Source organism: Rathayibacter sp. VKM Ac-2927, assembly GCF_022815525.1.
In the GTDB taxonomy this organism is placed as follows: Bacteria; Actinomycetota; Actinomycetes; order Actinomycetales; family Microbacteriaceae; genus Rathayibacter; species Rathayibacter festucae.
Map to the genome: position 1 here is coordinate 465514 of NZ_JALGRT010000001.1, position 16842 is coordinate 482355.

Sequence of the window (16842 nt, forward strand, 5' to 3'; positions counted from 1 at the left end):
GTGACCTTCCTCCTCACGGGCGCCTCCGGCATGCTCGGCACCGACCTCCGCTCCTCCCTCGGCGATCGCGCCGTCACGGCGCTCGGCCGCGCCGACCTCGACGTGACCGACCTCGACGCGGTCCGCGCCGCGGTCGCCGGCCACGACGCGGTGCTGAACTGCGCGGCGTACACGCGGGTCGACGACGCGGAGAGCGACGAGGAGGAGGCCCGCCGCGTCAACGCCCTCGGCGCGCAGAACCTCGCGATCGCCACCGCCGAGATCGGCGCCGCGATCGTCCAGGTCTCGACCGACTACGTCTTCGACGGCTCGGCCACCAGCCCCTACGCCGAGTCCCACCCCCGCGGCCCGATCTCGGCGTACGGCCGCACGAAGGCCGAGGGTGAGGAGCTCGTGCTCGCCGCGAACCCCGAACGGGGCTACGTCGTCCGGACGGCCTGGCTCTACGGCGCGCACGGCGGCAACTTCGCCAAGACGATGGTCCGCCTCGCCGGCGCGCACCCCACCCTCACCGTCGTCGACGACCAGCGCGGTCAGCCCACCTGGACCGGGGATCTCGCCGACCGCCTGATCGCCCTCGTCGACGCCGCGGCTCCGGCCGGGATCTACCACGGCACCAACGCCGGCGAGACGACCTGGTTCGGCTTCGCGCGCGCCGTGTTCGAGAAGGCCGGGCTCGACCCGGAGCGGATCCGGCCGACCGACAGCGGCAGCTTCGTCCGCCCGGCCCCGCGGCCCGCCTACTCCGTCCTCGGCCACGACGCCTGGGCCGACGCCGGCCTCGAGCCGATGCGCTCCTGGCAGGACGCGCTGGCCGCCGCTCCGCTCGAGGCGGTCACGCCGTGACGACCACGCTGCGGGTGGTCGTCGACCAGATGCTCGCCCGCGTCCCCGGCGGCATCGGCCGCTACACCGAAGAGCTCACCCGCGAGCTGATCCGCACCGCCCCGCGCGACTGCGAGGTCGAGGCGGTCTTCTCCGCGCATCCGCCGGAGAAGGAGGAGGAGCTGCGGCTGCGCCTGCCCGGCCTCGCCCGACTGCACCGCCTGCACCTGGGCCGCCGCGAGCTGTCCCGCGCCTGGCAGTACGGCATCGGCATCCCCTCGGGCGGCGGCATGATGCACGCTCCGAGCCTGTTCGCCCCGCTGCGCAGCCACGAGGGCCGCGAGGGCGAGCAGATCGCCGTCACGATCCACGACACGGTGCCGTGGACGCACCCCGAGACGCTCACCCCGCACGGCGCCAAGTGGCACCGCGCGATGGCGAAGCGCGCGCAGAAGTTCGCCGATGCCGTCGTCGTCCCGACGCACGCGGTCGCTCAGCAGCTCTCCCAGGTCCTCGACTTCGGCGACCGGATCCGCGTGATCGGCGGGGCCGTCGGCTCCGGGCTCGTCCTTCCTGACGACGCCGACGAGCGCGCGGAGGCCCTCGGGCTGCCGGCCGAGTACGTCCTCAGCGTCGGCACGCTCGAGCCGCGCAAGGGCCTGGTCTCGCTGATCGCGGCGTTCGGCGAGGCGTCGGCCCCGGAGCTCCCGCTCCTGATCGTCGGACCGACCGGCTGGGGCGAGCTCGACATCGCCTCCGTCGCGGACGAGCAGGGCCTCGGCGAGGAGAGGGTGCGGGCGCTCGGCGTCCTCAGCGACACCGACCTCGCGCTCGTGCTCAGCCGGGCCACCCTGTTCGTCTACCCGAGCATTGCCGAGGGATTCGGCCTGCCGGTGCTCGAGGCCATGCACTTCGGCGTGCCGGTCGTGCACTCGGACGACCCGGCGCTGCTCGAGGTCGCGGCCGACGCGGGTGTCGCCGTCGAGCGCGCCGACGCCAAGCACTACCCGGAGCGGCTCGCGCTCGCGATGAGCAGCGTGCTCTCCGACACCGGCCTCCGCGAGCGCCTCTCGGTCGCCGGCCGCGACCGCTCCCGCGCCTTCAGCTGGCGCGACTCCGCCGAGCGCGTCTGGGCCCTGCACGCCGACCTCTGAGGCATGCGGGGTCTGCAGACCCTTCTCCTGATGCCGGTGGATCTACTTGGACGAGACGCCCGCAGACATGCTGGTCGAGTAGCCCCGCAGGGGCGTATCGAGACCCACCATCACCGAGAGGGCGGATGTGCAGACCCGACTCCGGGCACCGGTGGATCTCGATACACCCTCTGCGCGGGCTACTCGATCAGCATGAACGCGATCGGCCACCTCGGTCGATCGAGCAGCCCCGCAGGGGCGTCTCGAGACCGCGCCCGCCATCGGGGCGGTTGTCGACGCTACTGCGCCGTGGCGTCCGGGAAGAGGCCCTCGTGCACGAGGGAGCGGACGACGTCGTAGTCGGGGTCGCCGTCGACGTCGACCGCGGGCGGGACGAGCTCGACGACGCCGACCGGCTGGGACTTCGTCTTCAGGCCCAGCTGCACGAAGTAGCCGAGCATCCCCTGCGGGACGTCGGTCTTGATCACCTGGGAGCCGGCGGCGGCGACGTCCTGGAACTTCGAGAGCACATTGGCCGGCTCGAACTGCTCGAGCAGCGCGGTCTGCACCTGGCGCTGCCGTGCCATCCGGTCGTAGTCGCTCGTCGTGTAGCGCGAGCGGGCGTAGGCTAGCGCCTGCTCGCCGTTGAAGTGCCAGGGACCGGGGTCGATCCACTGGTTCACGCCCTGCATCACGCCGTCGGAGTCGGGGAGCCCGCCGAGCGGCAGGGGCTCGGTGCCCTGGTAGTCGACGTCGATGCCGCCGAGCGAGTCGATCAGCTGGGCGAAGCCCTCCATGTCGATCAGCGCGTAGTACTGGATCGGGATGCCGAGCATGCCCTCGACCGCGTCGCGGGTCGCCTCGATGCCGGGCTCGCTGCCCTCCGCGACCGCATCCGGGTAGAGCTCGGGGTGCTTCAGCTCGACCTCGGTGTAGATCGAGTTGAGCTTGCAGACGTCGACGGCGCAGTTGTCGGTCGTGTAGCCGTCCGGATACAGCTCGTGCATCGGGCTGTCCTCGGGGAACGGGATGTTCACGAACTCGCGCGAGACGCCGATCGTGGTCGCGGCGCCGGTCGACGCGTCGATGCTGACGACCGAGATGCTGTCCGGGCGCAGGCCGTCGCGGTCCTCGCCGGCGTCGCCGCCCAGCAGCATGATGTTGTAGCGGCCGTCGATCGGCGCCTCCATCGCCCCGCCGCCGAAGATCGAGGACAGCGTGCCGCGGGTGATCCCGATCAGGTAGGTGCCGTAGGCGGTCGAGCCGACCGAGACGGCCATCAGCGCGATCGTCGCGAAGGCGAGCACGGCCCGCATCCGCGGCCGCGCCCGCACCAGCCGGATCAGCCGGAGGGTGTCCAGGGTGAGCACGAGCCAGACCACGCCGTAGACGACCAGGGCCGCCTGCAGAGCGAGCATCGACAGATCGAAGGTCGCGAGCGTGTAGAGGCCCGTCGGGAAGACGAAGTAGAGGAGGACGGCGACCAGCAGCGCCGTCCAGAGCGCCAGGGTGAAGCCGAGGCCGAGCCGCCCGAGGCGCCGGTTGCCCGCGAGCACCTGCGCGGAGCCGGGAACGAGCAGGTTGCCGATCAGCAGCCACCAGGCGCGCCGGGTCATGAACGAGCTCGAGCGGACGTCCGGATGCCGCAGCGGCAGCGTCATCGCCGTCACAGGCCGGCCACCAGAGCGTCGTTCTTGGCGGCGACCTGCGCCTCCAGGTCCGCCGCGAAGGCGTCGAGGCGCTCGGACAGCGCGTCGTCGCCGATCGCGAGCATCTTCACCGCGAGCAGCCCCGCGTTGCGGGCGCCGCCGATCGACACGGTGGCGACGGGGACGCCGGCGGGCATCTGCACGATCGAGAGCAGCGAGTCGAGGCCGTCGAGGCGCGCGAGCGGCACGGGGACGCCGACGACGGGGAGGGAGGTGACCGCGGCCAGCATCCCGGGCAGGTGGGCGGCTCCGCCGGCGCCCGCGATCACGACGCGCAGACCCCGTGCACGCGCCCCGCGGCCGTAGTCGATCATCGCCTGCGGGGTGCGGTGGGCCGAGACCACGCGGACCTCGTGCGCCACGCCGAACTCCGAGAGGGTCGTCGAGGCGGCCTGCATGACCGACCAGTCGGAGTCCGAGCCCATCACGACGCCGACGAGCGGGGAGGGACCGTTGACGAGCGCGTCGGCGCTCACGGGGCGGTACCGGCGGGGGTGGCGGAGGGCGTGGGGCGGGTCACGGCCACCATGGTACGTCTCAGTCGGTGAGAACGGCCGCCGCGGCACGCGCCTCGTAGACGACGAGCTCGAGCTCGTCGCCGGTGGCGTTGACATGCCCGACCTTGCGCCCCGGACGCGGCTCCTTGCCGTAGTTGTGCACCTTGACCGCGGGGTGCGCGGCGAGCACGAGCGGGTAGCGGTCGGTCAGCGACTCGCCCACCGGACCGCCGAGGACGTTCACCATCACGGTCCACGGATCGCGGCAGCCGGTCGCGCCGAGCGGCAGGTCGAGCACCGCGCGCAGGTGCTGCTCGAACTGCGAGGTGGTCGAGCCGTCCATCGTCCAGTGCCCGCTGTTGTGCGGGCGCATCGCCAGCTCGTTGACGAGCAGGCGGTCGTCCGTCGTCTCGAACAGCTCGACCGCCAGCACGCCGGTGACGCCGAGGCTCTCGGCGATCGTCTCGGCGATGTCGGCGGCGGCGTCCGCGAGGCGGCCGGCCGAGGCGGGCGCGGGAGCGAGGACCTCGGCGCAGACGCCGTCGCGCTGGATCGACTCCACCACCGGCCAGAGGACGCTCTCGCCCGAGGGGCGCCGGGCGACGAGCTGCGCGAGCTCTCGGCGGAAGCCGACCAGCTCCTCGACGAGCAGCGCGCCGCCGCGGCCGTCCTCGGCGAGCGCCGCGAACCAGTCGTCGGCCTCGTGCGCGCCGCGGACGACGCGGACGCCCTTGCCGTCGTAGCCGCCGCGCGCGGTCTTCACCACACCGCGTCCGCCGTGCTCGTCGAGGAACGCGGCCAGCTCGTCGGCGGAGGAGACCGCCGCCCAGTCGGGCACGGGGACGCCGAGCTCGGTGAGGCGCTGCCGCATCATCAGCTTGTCCTGGGCGTAGAGGAGGGCGTCCGGGCCGGGGTGCACGGCCACGCCCTCGGCGACGAGCCGGCGCAGGATCGCCTGCGGCACGTGCTCGTGGTCGAAGGTGACGACGTCGACGGTGCGGGCGAATCCGAGCACCGTCTCCTCGTCGCGGTAGTCGCCGACGCGGGACGCGGCGAGGCCCGCGGGAGCGCCCTCGGCCTCGGCGAGCACCGCGATCTCGAGGCCGAGCTCGACCGCCGCGGGGATCATCATCCGGGCGAGCTGGCCGCCTCCGATCACACCGACGCGCATGACGATCCTCCTGGTTCCGCCCGCGGGCGCGGGGCGGCTCCATGGTAGCGAGGGGCGCGGACGCGGCGAGGGCTCCGTCGCGGACGCGGCGGTCAGAGCGGGTCGGGCGCGGGCCAGTCGGGCAGCGGCATCGGGACCGCCGCGATCGCGTCCCGCAGCAGCTCGGCGACGAGCTCGGGGTCCTCCACGTCGCGCAGCACGAACGCCTCGGCGCCGTCCCGGGTGATCCGCACGTCACCGCAGCGGGCGATGCGCTGGCTCAGGCTCCGCGAGACGCCGACCGCCATCCGCGGGTCGAAGTCGAGGTCGGCGCGGCGCACCGACAGGACGCCTCGGCGGGCGTGCAGCCCGCGCTGCGTGATCCGGTAGCGGATGCTCGCCCAGCCGGCGATGCCGGGCACGCAGAGCAGCAGCACGAGCACGGCCGCGCCGAGGGCGATGATCCAGCGCTGCAGCTCCAGCTCGAACTGCGCGGCGAAGTAGAAGCCGGTCCACGTGAGCAGGAGGAAGCCGGCGACGGGAGCGACGGCGCGACGGGCGCGCGGCGTGAGCCGGGCGAGCTCCCGGTCCCCCTCCGTGAGCCGGTCCCGGCCGCCGGCGCTCACTGGCGCAGGTGGGTGACGTCGCCCGCGGAGAACGAGCGCCGGGCGCCGTCCTGCTCGAGCACGAGCGAGCCGTCGGCGTCGAGCGCGACCGCGGTGCCCTCCTCGACGGAGCCGTCCGGCAGCTCGACCCTCACGGAGCGGCCGAGGGTGCCGAGGTGCGCGCGCACGACGGCGGCCGTGCCCGCGGCGTCGGCGTCGCCGAGCGCGAGGAGCGGCGCGAGCAGCGCCGAGAACTCGGTGAGGAAGGCGGCGAGCACGGCGTCGGCGCCGGTGGTCGCGGCACCGGCCAGGGCGAGCGAGGTCGCGGTCGGCACCGGCAGCTCCTCCTCGCTCAGCAGCAGGTTGATCCCGGTGCCGACGATCACGCGGCCGTCGGCGAGGCGCTCGGCGAGGACGCCCGCCGTCTTCCGCCCGTCGATCAGCACGTCGTTGGGCCACTTGACCTCGACCGCGCCGCCGACCAGCGGGGCGAGCGCCCGCGCGAGGGCCGCGCCGGCCAGCAGCGGCAGCCAGCCGACCGCCGCGGCGGGGAGGGCCGCCGCGTCCACCAGCGTGGAAGCCGCGAGGGTCCGCCCGGCGGGCGCCTGCCAGACCCGGCCCAGGCGTCCGCGGCCCGCGCGCTGGTCGTCGGTCGCCACGACGGAGAGGTGCGGCCAGGCCGCGGGCTCGGCCGTCGCGCGCTCGCGGAGCTCGTCGTTGGTCGAGCCCGCGCTCTCGAGCCAGAGGACCTGCGGCGACACGGAGAGGGAGAGCGGGAGCTGCATGCGGCCACGCTACCGGCGGGCCCCGCGAGAAGCCCCGGAGCCGGTCGCCGGCGCCGTGGCTTGTGCGGACCCTCCCATCGGACCCGCCGCTCCCTGTGCGGGTGCGACAACGGAGGGGTCCATCCGCGCCGATAAGGTGGGCGAGTGACCGCGAACATCGAACGTCCCGCGCCCGATCTCTTCACGACCGCGGGGAAGATCGCGGACCTGAAGGCCCGCTACCACGAGGCGGTCACCGCCAGCGGTGAGGCCGCGATCGAGAAGCAGCACGCCAAGGGCAAGATGACCGCCCGCGAGCGGATCGACACCCTCCTCGACCCCGGCTCGTTCGTCGAGCTCGACGAGTTCGTCCGCCACCGCACCCACGCGTTCGGCATGGAGAAGAAGCGGCCCTACGGCGACGCCGTCGTGACCGGCACCGGCACCATCCACGGCCGCCAGGTCGCCGTCTACTCGCAGGACTTCACGATCTTCGGCGGCTCGCTCGGCGAGGTGGCCGGCGAGAAGATCATCAAGGTGATGGATCTGGCGCTGAAGACCGGCGTCCCGATCATCGGCATCCTCGACTCCGGCGGAGCGCGGATCCAGGAGGGCGTCGTCGCCCTGGGCAAGTACGGCGAGATCTTCCGCCGCAACACCGCGGCGAGCGGCGTCATCCCGCAGATCTCGATCATCTGCGGCCCGGCGGCCGGTGGCGCGGTGTACTCCCCCGCCCTCACCGACTTCGTGATCATGGTCGACAAGACCAGCCAGATGTTCGTCACCGGCCCTGACGTGATCAAGACCGTCACCGGCGAGGACGTCGGCATGGAGGAGCTCGGCGGCGCGCTCACCCACAACAAGATCTCGGGCGTCTCGCACTACCTCGCCAGCGACGAGAACGACGCGCTCGACTACGCGCGCACCCTGCTCTCCTTCCTCCCCGACAACAACCTCTCGCCCGCGCCGGTGTTCGACAACGAGGTCGACCTCGAGACCACGGACTCCGACCGCTTCCTCGACACCGTCATCCCCGACAGCCCGAACCAGCCGTACGACATGCGCGCCGTGATCGAGCACATCGTCGACGAGGGCGACTTCCTCGAGGTGCAGCCGCTCTTCGCGCCGAACATCGTGATCGGCTTCGGCCGGGTCGAGGGCCGCTCGGTCGGCATCATCGCCAACCAGCCCAGCGCGATGGCCGGCACCCTGAACATCGAGGCCGGCGAGAAGGCCTCGCGCTTCGTCCGGTTCTGCGACGCGTTCTCGCTGCCGATCCTCACGCTCGTCGACGTCCCCGGCTACCTGCCCGGCACCGACCAGGAGTGGACCGGCGTCATCCGCCGCGGCGCGAAGCTGCTCTACGCCTACGCGGAGGCGACCGTGCCGCTGGTCACCGTCATCCTGCGCAAGGCCTACGGCGGCGCGTACATCGTGATGGGCTCCAAGCAGCTCGGCGCCGACATCAACCTCGCCTGGCCGACGGCCGAGATCGCGGTGATGGGCGGCCAGGGCGCCGTCAACATCCTCTACCGCAACGAGATCCGCAAGGCCGAGGAGGCCGGCGAGGACGTCGCGGCCGTCCGCACCCGGCTGGCGAACGAGTACACCTACAACGTGGCGAGCCCGTTCCTCGCGGCCGAGCGCGGCGAGCTGGACGGGGTCATCGAGCCGTCGGCGACCCGGGTGTCGGTGATCAAGGCGCTGCGCGCGCTCCGGACCAAGCGCGCGAACCTGCCGGCCAAGAAGCACGGCAACATCCCGCTCTGAGCCCCGGTCAGCCGGCCGTCGGCGCCTTCTCGGGCGCCGGCGCCGTCGGCTTCCCCTGCGCCGGGGTGTCGCCGCCGGACTTCTCGGCAGCGGGCTTCTCGGCACCGGGCTTCTCGGCACCGGGCTTCTCGGCACCGGGCTTCTCCGCACCCGGCTTCTCCGCACCCGGCTTCTCCGCGGGCGGCGTCTTCTCCTCCGGGCGCGCTCCCAGCGCCCGGGCGAAGGCGAGCGCCTCGCGCGGGGAGACGTCCGGCAGGTAGGCGCGCCCGATCGCCGCGCCGATCCGCGGCAGCTGCAGCGCGTCGGGGTAGGCCATCCACAGTCCCTCGTAGCGCGGGTGGAACTTGGCCTTGAAGCGGAACAGCGAGGTGAAGCCGTAGGCCGGCTCCAGGGTCCGCGCCAGGAACTCGAGCAGACCCGAGAGCGCGGTCGGCTCCGGCGGCTGCTCCCCCTCCGGCACGGGCGCCGTCGCGAGCGGTGCGCCGGACAGCGAGACGAACTCTGCGCCCTGCTCCTGCGCACGGAGGGCGGCGGACGCGATCAGGAACTCCATGATCCCGGGCATCGCCTCGTCCGAGCGGCGCATGAAGTCGAGCGTCCAGCCGACGATCCGGCCGTCGCGGTGCACGGGCAGCCAGCTGGTGATCCCCTGCAGCACCCCGTCCGGGCCGACGGCGAGCAGCAGCGCGACGTCCGGGTCGCGCGCCTCGTCGATCCCGCCGAGCGTGAACCCCATCTCCGGCAGCGCCTTCTCGGACACCCACTTCTCGGACAGGTCGACGATCTGGCTGGCCATCCCCAGCGACAGCTCCGGCCAGCTCGTCCAGACCGGCTCGATGCCGAGCTTGATCGCGCGGGTGAGCGGGTAGCGCACCTTCTGCCAGCGCTTCCCGGTCAGCTCGAAGCCACCGAGCTCGATGATCGTCTCCTCGCCCACCGAGATCCGCGACCAGCCGAGGCCGTCGAAGACCGGCAGCAGCTCGTCGTGGACGCTGTAGAAGACCGGCGTCCAGCTCCGCTCGTCGCAGAAGGCGACGAAGCCGGCGACCACCTCCGCGCGCCGCTCGGGCGCGCAGGCCGGGTCGGACAGCGTGATCGCGACCCCGCCCACGACGCGGTAGGCGACTCCGCCCTCGCCGTCGGGGGCGATCCAGTGCTCGTTGCCCTGCCAGGTGCCCTGGTGGCCGAGGCTGCCGGCGCCGTGGCGCACGAGCAGCCGGCGGTAGACCGCTTCGTCGCCGCGCACGCCCTGCACGTCGGTGGCCCGCAGGAGCGCGATCACCGCGACGACGACGAGGAGCCAGAAGACCGGCCCGACCCACTCGAAGCCGAGGCGGGCGAGCGGCTCCCGCGGCACCGCCAGCAGGCCGTGCCCACCGAGGAAGCTCGACGGCACGAAGCGCAGCAGCCCGTCGAGGAGGAGCCGGCCGATCCCGAGCACCGGCTCGAAGCTGGTCCGGGTCGAGGCCGAGAGCGCGAGGTAGCCGCCGAGCGAGACGACGAAGCCGATGCCGACCACCAGTGACCAGCGGCGCGCCGACTCCCGCGGAGCCCGGATCCGGAAGTGCCTGCTGCCGACCGCCAGGAGGACGATGACCGCGACCGGGACGACCACGGTGGTGGCCACCCAGAGCAGGTACTCGGCGTAGTACTGGAAGTCGGGGTGCCGCGCCGCGCGCTGCAGAAGGACGATGTCGAGGATCGCGATGGCGGCGTTGACGCCGATCGCGAGCAGCAGACCGAGACGGCGCCCGGAGCGCATCCCGTACGCCGCGACGAGCAGCAGGATCATCGGGACGAAGGTGAGCAGGATCGGCCCGGGCGAGATCAGGTTCAGCCGCACGTGGTGCGCGCAGTGCCGGACCGTGGCGCCGCAGGGGTCCTCGAGATCGGCGGCGCCGGTGAACGCGCTCTGCAGCAGCCGGCCGAGGAACGAGAACGGCCCGTAGCCCGAGTCGGAGAGCACGGCGACGAGCGGACCGAGGGCGGTGACCGCGACCACCGCGGCGAGCAGGGCGCGCGACTCCCGGTGCGAGCTCGGCGCGGGGCGCTGCGGGCGCAGTCCGCTCACCCCGTGCGCCAGCACGGCCCCGATCGCCAGGCCGGCGATGCCCGCGAGGAGTCGGTACACGTCGGCGGAGTCGCCGGCGTAGAGCACGAACATCAGGACCACCGCGAAGACGGTGACGCGCAGGCGCCGGCGCCAGAGGCCGCCCATGAAGGCCGTCGCGGCCAGCAGCGCGCCGACGCCGCCGATCAGCGGGTCGAAGGTGTGGTCGCCGACCGTGTCCCCGGCCCACCACTCGCCGACGGAGGCGCCGACGCTCTGCAGGGCCGCTCCGACCGTCGTTCCGAGCGCCCCGGTGAGCAGGAAGGCGAGGACCAGCCGGCGCGCTCCGAGACGGCGCTCGGCCGCGATCAGCAGCGGCAGGAGCAGGAGGACGACGAGGAGCAGCGCGGGCGGGCCCGACGCGATCAGCAGGCCGGTCACCGCGGCCCAGGGCCGGCCGCCGAGGATCGTGCCGGCGCCGGCCGCCCACCAGGCGCCGGTCTCGTCGCTCGCCGGGGCGACAAGGGTGCCGGCCGCCGCGCTGGCGAGCAGGACCGCCGCCGTCGTCGCGAAGGCCGCGGGCGAGGACCGGAGGACCGCGGCGACGCGACGGGCGGAGGCGCGGCCGCGCTTCAGGGACCACGACGGCATGCGGTGACACTCCTGTTCGGACGGAAGGGGCGTCGCTCCGGCGGCGTCCGGCGTCAGCATAGTCACCGGCCCGCACGCGGGACCGTGAACGGCATGCGGTACCGTCGCGGGATGAGCGCAGCCGACTCCGCCCCCACCGTCGTCATCACCACTCCCGGCCTCGATGCGCGCGAGATCGCCGCCGTGACCGCGGTCGTGACCGCGCTCGCCGCGCAGTCGCACCCGGTCGCCGAGGTGCCGGTCGTCCCCAGCGGCGGCTGGAGCGACCGCGCCGCCGCCGTCCGGGCACCGCTGCAGCCGGCTCCCGGAGCCTGGCGCTCGTTCTCCGGCTGAGCGCTGCGGGAGGCCTGCTCGGGTCGGAACGACGCGGTACGCGGGTTTTGTACCCCGATTAGTCCCCTAAAGTGCCGACTACCCGCCCCTCGCAGTCCTCGGCATAGTTATGCGTGTTAGGTGCTCACTCCACGGAGGGGGCATCGCCAATCACTCGCCGACCAGGGTAAGCAGGCGGGTGTTTTGGGGGCGAGTGAGGGTGACATTCGGGTTGTCACCCTCACTCGGGGTTTGACGGCGGGCTGGGCCCCCTCTTCGGAGGAGTGGACAGCCCGCCGCACTCTTTTAACGTCTCCTGCGGTTCAACGTCTTCTCGGCCGCCCGGCGCACCGGAGGTCCGCAGCGCACCGGGCGGCACGGACGGCTCGGTTCAGTCCTCGAGGACGCCCTGCTCGTCGCGCCGGATCTCGACCCAGGCGTCCACCTCGTCGCCCGCGTCGTCCGAGCCGAGGGCGCCCGCGCTGCCGTCGCCCGCGGTCCGCAGGCCCACGACCGTCACCGCCGACGGCGAGTCCGCCGACGCCGTGCGGACGACGACGCGGTCGACCCCCTCGCCGATGCCGCCGAGCGCCCGGGCGAGTTCGCGCAGCACCCGCCGGCTCTCCTCCTCCGTGGTCCGGTCCAGCCCGCCGTCGTCCAGCACCGATACCGTGACGCCCCGACGTCGCGCGTCGAGCACCAGGCGGCGGACGTCGTCGTCCAGCAGCCGCCTCCCCCGGATCTCGTCCCGGACGGACGCCTCCAGCAGGGCGCACTCGCGGCGCTCCTCATCGGTGAGGCCCACCGGGCTGGTGGCGATGCGCAGCAGCATCTCGGAGGCGATGGTGCGGGTCTGCTCCAGCCGCACCTCCCGCTCGGAGAGGTGCGCCTCCTCCGCCGCGCGCCACGACGCGGCGGCCCGCTCGGCGGCCTCGAGCACGCGCGCCTCGGAGCCGGCGCGGCCGAGCTCGATGATCAGGAGCTGCGCGATGCCGACCCAGGCGATGCCGCCGACGACGCCGAGGGTCGCCAGAGCGACGGGACCCGCCCAGACCGTCGTGTGCACGATCAGGAACGCCATCCCGGTCCACGCCGCCAGGGGGCGCCGACGGGCGCAGACGATCGTCATGAGCGTGCCGACCGCCGCGATGTACCAGGTGGAGTAGCCGTTGGAGGCACCGGGGTCCAGCGACGGCGAGACGAGCAGCGGCAGCCCCACCGCCACTCCCGCCATCGCCCAGGCGGTCACCGCGTTCATCCGCGTGGTCGAGCTCGGCAGGAGGGCGATCACGGTGGCGGCGATGTAGACGGCGACGGCCGTCAGATCGGCGGGAGTGGCGGGTGTCAGCCGGTAGGAGAAGAAGGCGAGGACGACGTGGTAGAGCGAGAAGCCCCCGCCCAGCGCGTAGAGCAGCGGGCGCGGGTAGGCGATCACGATCGGCCCTTCGCGGCGGGCCAGAGGACGACGACCCGGGTGCCCTCGCCGGGAACGGTGTCGACGCGCGCCGAGCCCTGCACCTGGTGCACCCGGTCGAGGATCGAGAGCCGGATGCCGAGCCGCTCGCGCGGGACGTCGGCGAGGAGGAAACCGCGGCCGTCGTCCTCGACGACGACCTCGACGGAGCACGCCGAGAGCTGCCCGCGCACAGATCGCCGGACGGCGTCGCTCGGGCCGGCGTGCTGGACGCTGTTGGTCAGGGCCTGCCAGACCGCGCCGAGGACGGCCTCCGCGACCGGCCGCGGCATCGTCGTCGTCCGCGGGTCGACGTCGCCGTCGAGGACGACCCCGAACTCCGCGACGAAGGTCGAAGCCGCGTGAGACAGCTGCCGCTCGAGCAGCTCCAGCGGCACCTCTCCTGCGTCGAGGTCGGACTCCTCGTCCGGGAGCAGCACCGAGAGCGTCTTCCGCGCCATCGAGGAGACGAGGGCGCGCTCGGCGCCCGACTCGGCCGTCGCCGCGGCGAGCAGGGTCGCGAGCACGTTGTCGTGCACGAGGGCGTCGACCTCGACCCGCTCGACCTCGCCGGCGTGCTGGCGCATCGCCCCCTCGTACTGCTCCATCGCGGTGCGCTGCGCACGGTCGACCCGGTCCGCCGACTGCCGGAGCACGGTGATCAGCACCAGCATGACGAAGCCGACGATGCCCACGTAGACGGCGTCGAGGGCGGCACGGGTGGGCGACGCTCCGCCGCCCGAGGGGAGGACGCGCAGGACGCCGAACAGGATCGTGGTGACGGAGGCGTACACGATCGCCAGCCGCAGCGGCGCGACGATCGTGCAGAAGGCCGTGCCGATCGTCAGCAGGTACCAGATCCACGGCGTCTCCTGGGGGACGGCGTCAGGGCGGATCGTCAGCGGCCAGGTGAGCAGCGCGAGCAGGAGCGACGCGGCGACGACGGCGCCGCTGACCTGCGTCCCGCGCCGCGCGACCGCGGTGACCACCGAGGCGCCGAGCGCGCCGAAGACGACGACCAGCACGGGCCAGGCGACCTCGGGCCGCAGGACCGGGAGCTGACCGAGGATGGGCGGCACGGTCTGCAGCGCGAAGCCGAAGCCGAAGAACGAGACGACCGTGCTGATGATCCGGTCGATGCGCTCGCGGTTCGCCGGAGCGCGCGCGGGGACGACCTCAGCGCCCGGCATCGCCGTCGTCCGGATCGATGCCCGGCAGGATGCCGTCCTCGACGGCGCGGCGCAGCAGATCGACCTTCGTCGGGGCCGGCCGCCCGATCTCGACGTACTTGTCGCGGATCCGGTCGAGGTACTCCTTGGCCGTCGACACCGAGATCTGCAGGCGGTCGGCGACGAGCTTGAGCGGCAGGCCGGAGGCGTAGAGGTGCAGCACGTCGCGCTCGCGGCGCCCGAGCACCGCGCGGGCGAAGTCGTCGTCCGCGTCGATCGCCGACGCCCACTCGAGGTTGTTCAGGACCTCGCCGCGCGCGACGGTGCGGATCGCGGCGACCACGGTCGACATCGGAGAGGACTTCGGGATCACTCCGGCGGCGCCCGCCGCGAGCGCCTCGCGAACGGCGACCACGCGGTCGGCGATGCTGTGGACCAGGACGGCCGAGCCGCGCACCTGACCCCACTTGACGTTCGCCGTGATGCTCGATCCGTCGTTCAGGGAGAGGTCGAGGACGAGCACCTCGATCTCCGAGCCGTCGAGGACCTCCTCGAGCGCGCGCACCGTCTCGGCCGCGGCCACCACCTGCATCCCCGCGGCCTCGACAGCGGCGGCGACACCCAGGCGGACGGACTCGTGGTCGTCCACGATGGCGACCCGCACCCTCGGCGCGGCAGCGGACTCAGCGGTCATCGGTGGTCTCCCTCGGGCTCATGCTGGCGACGCCGCGCTCAGGCGTCTCGGCGCACGAGGCGGGCGACGGCCTCCACGTGCGAGGTGTGCGGGAAGAGGTCGAAGCCGTCGAGCCGCTCGAGCTCGTAGCCGCCCGCGGAGAGCGCGCCGACGTCGCGGGCCAGCGCCACCGGATCGCAGGCGACGTAGACCAGCTGCGCGGGCGCCAGCTCGATCAGCGCGTCGGTCACCGCGCGGCCGGCACCGGCGCGGGGCGGATCGAGGACGACCGTCGCGGCCCGCCAGCGCCCGCGCTCGCGGGCGTCGGCCTGGGCGAGCGCGTCGCGGAGGTAGCGGTCGACCCGGGCGGTCACCGCGCGGGCACCGACCTGGTCCGCGAGGTTCTCCAGGGCGTGCTCCGTGGCCCGCGCGTCGCTCTCGACGCTCGTGACGCGGACGCCGGCACCGAGGTGGTCGGCCAGCGCGGCGGCGAGCAGCCCCACTCCGCCGTAGAGGTCGTGGTTCGCGGCCCGGACGTCGGCGACGCCGGCGTCGACGGCGGCCTGCACCGCGTCGAAGAGGGTCGCCGCGGCGCCGCGGTGCACCTGCCAGAAGCCGGAGCGGTCGACGCGGAAGGTGCGGTCGGCGACGAACTCGGAGACGACCGTCCGGTCCCTCCTGGCGCGCTTGTCGGACGGGTCGTGCACGAGCACGGCCGCGCCGTCCGAGCCGGCGGCGTCGACGAGGTCGACGACGGAACCCGGAGCCAGACGCTGGTCGAGCGGGGCCGCGGCCGAGGAGGCGGCGGTCGCGAGCGGCAGGCCCTCGACGTCGACGACGTGGTGACTGCGCGCGGCGTACGGCCCGACACGGCCGGAGTCGTCCACGTGCAGGCGGTTGCGGGTGCGCCAGCCGAGGCCGCCGGTCTCGTCGTCGCCCGCGACCGGTGCGACGACGACGTCGACCTCGCGCCGGGCGAAGCGGGAGAAGGAGTCGACCAGCACGGCGCGCTTGAGCTCGCGCTGGTACTCGAGCGCGGCGTGGCCGAACTCGGCGCCGCCGACGCGCTCCTCGGGGCGGCGGTCGATGCCCGCCTGCGCCCAGACGTGCTCGACGCGGTGCGGCGACGCCTCGAGCACCTCGAGCGCCTCACCGCGCCAGAAGCTGTCGTGGCGGATCTCGCTGACCCGCACGCGGACCCGCTCGCCGGGCAGCACATCGGGGACGAAGACGACCCGGCCCTCGTGCCGGGCGACGAAGACGCCGCCGTGGGCGACGTTGCTAATGTCGAGCTCGATCTCGGTCCCGAGTGCCTCGCCGGTCCCCGCGGCTCGGTCGGACGCGCGGGGCGGGGTCTGTGCCATCCGTCGAGCATCCCACAGCGTGGGCCCGATCGCAGGGAGCCCTCGTGCGCCTCCACCTCGCCTCCACCTCCCCCGCCCGACTGGCACTGCTGCGCGCCGCCGGGATCGAGCCCGTGGTCGTCCCCTCGGAGGTCGACGAGCCGGCCGCCGTCGCCCGGGCCGAGCGGGAGCGCGGAGCCGCGCTGGACGCCGACGCGACCGTGGCGCTGCTCGCCCGCGCCAAGGCGACGGCCGTCCTCGGGCCGGAGATCGACGGCCTGGTCCTCGGCGGCGACTCCGCCTTCGTGCTCGACGGCGTCGTGCACGGCAAGCCGCACGAGCCCGAGCGCGCCCGCGAGCGCTGGCGGGCGCAGCGCGGGCGCACCGGCCGCCTGCACTCCGGCCACTGGCTGATCGACCACCGCGGCGGGCGGATCGTCGCCGAGACCGGAGCGGTCACCTCCGCCGCCGTCACCTTCGCCGCGGACATCGAGGACGACGAGATCGACGCCTACGTCGCGACCGGGGAGCCGCTCGAGGTGGCCGGCGCGTTCACGATCGACGGGCGCGGCGCCGGCTTCATCACGGCGATCGAGGGCGACCCGTCGACGGTGATCGGGATGTCCGTGCCGACGCTGCGCTCGCTCGTGCGCGAGCTCGGGGTGTCCTGGCCGTCGCTCTGGAACCGCTGACGCCCGGCATCCGCTGACACCGCCCGCTCCCGGCCGCCCTTGTCGG

15 protein-coding genes are annotated in these 16842 nt (G+C 73.7%); 5 read left to right on the plus strand and 10 right to left on the minus strand.

The window, feature by feature from the left end; all coding sequences use genetic code 11:
* On the plus strand, positions 1-846 hold the full coding sequence (gene rfbD / locus MT353_RS02145; RefSeq protein ID WP_308197305.1) for a dTDP-4-dehydrorhamnose reductase: 846 nt from the start codon (positions 1-3) through the stop codon (positions 844-846).
* On the plus strand, positions 843-1979 hold the full coding sequence (locus MT353_RS02150; protein WP_243598840.1) for a glycosyltransferase family 1 protein: 1137 nt from the start codon (positions 843-845) through the stop codon (positions 1977-1979). The genes rfbD and MT353_RS02150 overlap by 4 nt, the downstream gene beginning before the upstream one ends.
* Before the next feature lie 278 nt (positions 1980-2257).
* Here the strand turns inward: MT353_RS02150 and MT353_RS02155 are convergent, their stop codons facing one another.
* The 5 genes from MT353_RS02155 to MT353_RS02175 all read right to left on the minus strand — a co-directional run bounded on the left by MT353_RS02155 (position 2258) and on the right by MT353_RS02175 (position 6704).
* Complete coding sequence (locus MT353_RS02155; RefSeq protein ID WP_123735595.1) at positions 2258-3619, minus strand: LCP family protein; 1362 nt, start codon at positions 3617-3619, stop codon at positions 2258-2260.
* 5 nt (positions 3620-3624) lie between these two features.
* Positions 3625-4092 carry a 5-(carboxyamino)imidazole ribonucleotide mutase gene (gene purE / locus MT353_RS02160; protein ID WP_123445392.1) on the minus strand — a complete coding sequence of 156 codons (468 nt, stop codon included), beginning with the start codon at positions 4090-4092 and terminating at the stop codon, positions 3625-3627.
* A 112-nt stretch (positions 4093-4204) separates the two neighbouring features.
* Positions 4205-5335 (minus strand): 5-(carboxyamino)imidazole ribonucleotide synthase, encoded by a 1131-nt coding sequence (locus MT353_RS02165; protein WP_279392134.1) that lies wholly within the window; start codon positions 5333-5335, stop codon positions 4205-4207.
* 92 nt (positions 5336-5427) lie between these two features.
* Positions 5428-5940, minus strand: a complete 513-nt coding sequence (locus tag MT353_RS21840; protein ID WP_243615391.1) for a PH domain-containing protein — start codon at positions 5938-5940, stop codon at positions 5428-5430.
* Positions 5937-6704, minus strand: a complete 768-nt coding sequence (locus MT353_RS02175; protein WP_243598838.1) for a biotin--[acetyl-CoA-carboxylase] ligase — start codon at positions 6702-6704, stop codon at positions 5937-5939. Before MT353_RS02175 ends, MT353_RS21840 begins: the two co-directional genes overlap by 4 nt.
* Before the next feature lie 144 nt (positions 6705-6848).
* Here MT353_RS02175 and MT353_RS02180 point away from each other — a divergent pair, with 144 nt between their 5' ends.
* Entirely contained in the window at positions 6849-8453 is a 1605-nt protein-coding gene (locus tag MT353_RS02180; protein WP_243582397.1) for an acyl-CoA carboxylase subunit beta, read from the plus strand.
* Positions 8454-8460: 7 nt separating this feature from the next.
* Here MT353_RS02180 and MT353_RS02185 read toward each other — a convergent pair whose 3' ends face one another.
* On the minus strand, positions 8461-11154 hold the full coding sequence (locus MT353_RS02185) for a bifunctional lysylphosphatidylglycerol flippase/synthetase MprF (protein ID WP_243623507.1): 2694 nt from the start codon (positions 11152-11154) through the stop codon (positions 8461-8463).
* Positions 11155-11265: 111 nt separating this feature from the next.
* Between MT353_RS02185 and MT353_RS02190 the strand changes: the two genes are divergently transcribed.
* Positions 11266-11487, plus strand: a complete 222-nt coding sequence (locus MT353_RS02190) for an acyl-CoA carboxylase subunit epsilon (protein WP_123445310.1) — start codon at positions 11266-11268, stop codon at positions 11485-11487.
* 370 nt (positions 11488-11857) lie between these two features.
* On the opposite strand, the gene MT353_RS02195 is transcribed toward MT353_RS02190, so the two are convergent.
* Genes MT353_RS02195 through MT353_RS02210 form a run of 4 tightly spaced genes read right to left on the minus strand, consistent with a single transcriptional unit; the run spans position 11858 to position 16125 of the window.
* Positions 11858-12901, minus strand: coding sequence for a hypothetical protein (locus tag MT353_RS02195; RefSeq protein ID WP_123735215.1), 1044 nt, complete (start codon positions 12899-12901; stop codon positions 11858-11860).
* Entirely contained in the window at positions 12898-14109 is a 1212-nt protein-coding gene (locus tag MT353_RS02200) for a sensor histidine kinase (protein WP_243623508.1), read from the minus strand. Before MT353_RS02200 ends, MT353_RS02195 begins: the two co-directional genes overlap by 4 nt.
* On the minus strand, positions 14096-14782 hold the full coding sequence (locus MT353_RS02205) for a response regulator (protein ID WP_243615387.1): 687 nt from the start codon (positions 14780-14782) through the stop codon (positions 14096-14098). Before MT353_RS02205 ends, MT353_RS02200 begins: the two co-directional genes overlap by 14 nt.
* Before the next feature lie 38 nt (positions 14783-14820).
* Positions 14821-16125 (minus strand): class I SAM-dependent RNA methyltransferase, encoded by a 1305-nt coding sequence (locus tag MT353_RS02210; protein WP_243598834.1) that lies wholly within the window; start codon positions 16123-16125, stop codon positions 14821-14823.
* 44 nt (positions 16126-16169) lie between these two features.
* Here MT353_RS02210 and MT353_RS02215 point away from each other — a divergent pair, with 44 nt between their 5' ends.
* On the plus strand, positions 16170-16796 hold the full coding sequence (locus MT353_RS02215; protein WP_123445306.1) for a nucleoside triphosphate pyrophosphatase: 627 nt from the start codon (positions 16170-16172) through the stop codon (positions 16794-16796).
* Positions 16797-16842 lie beyond the last annotated feature (46 nt).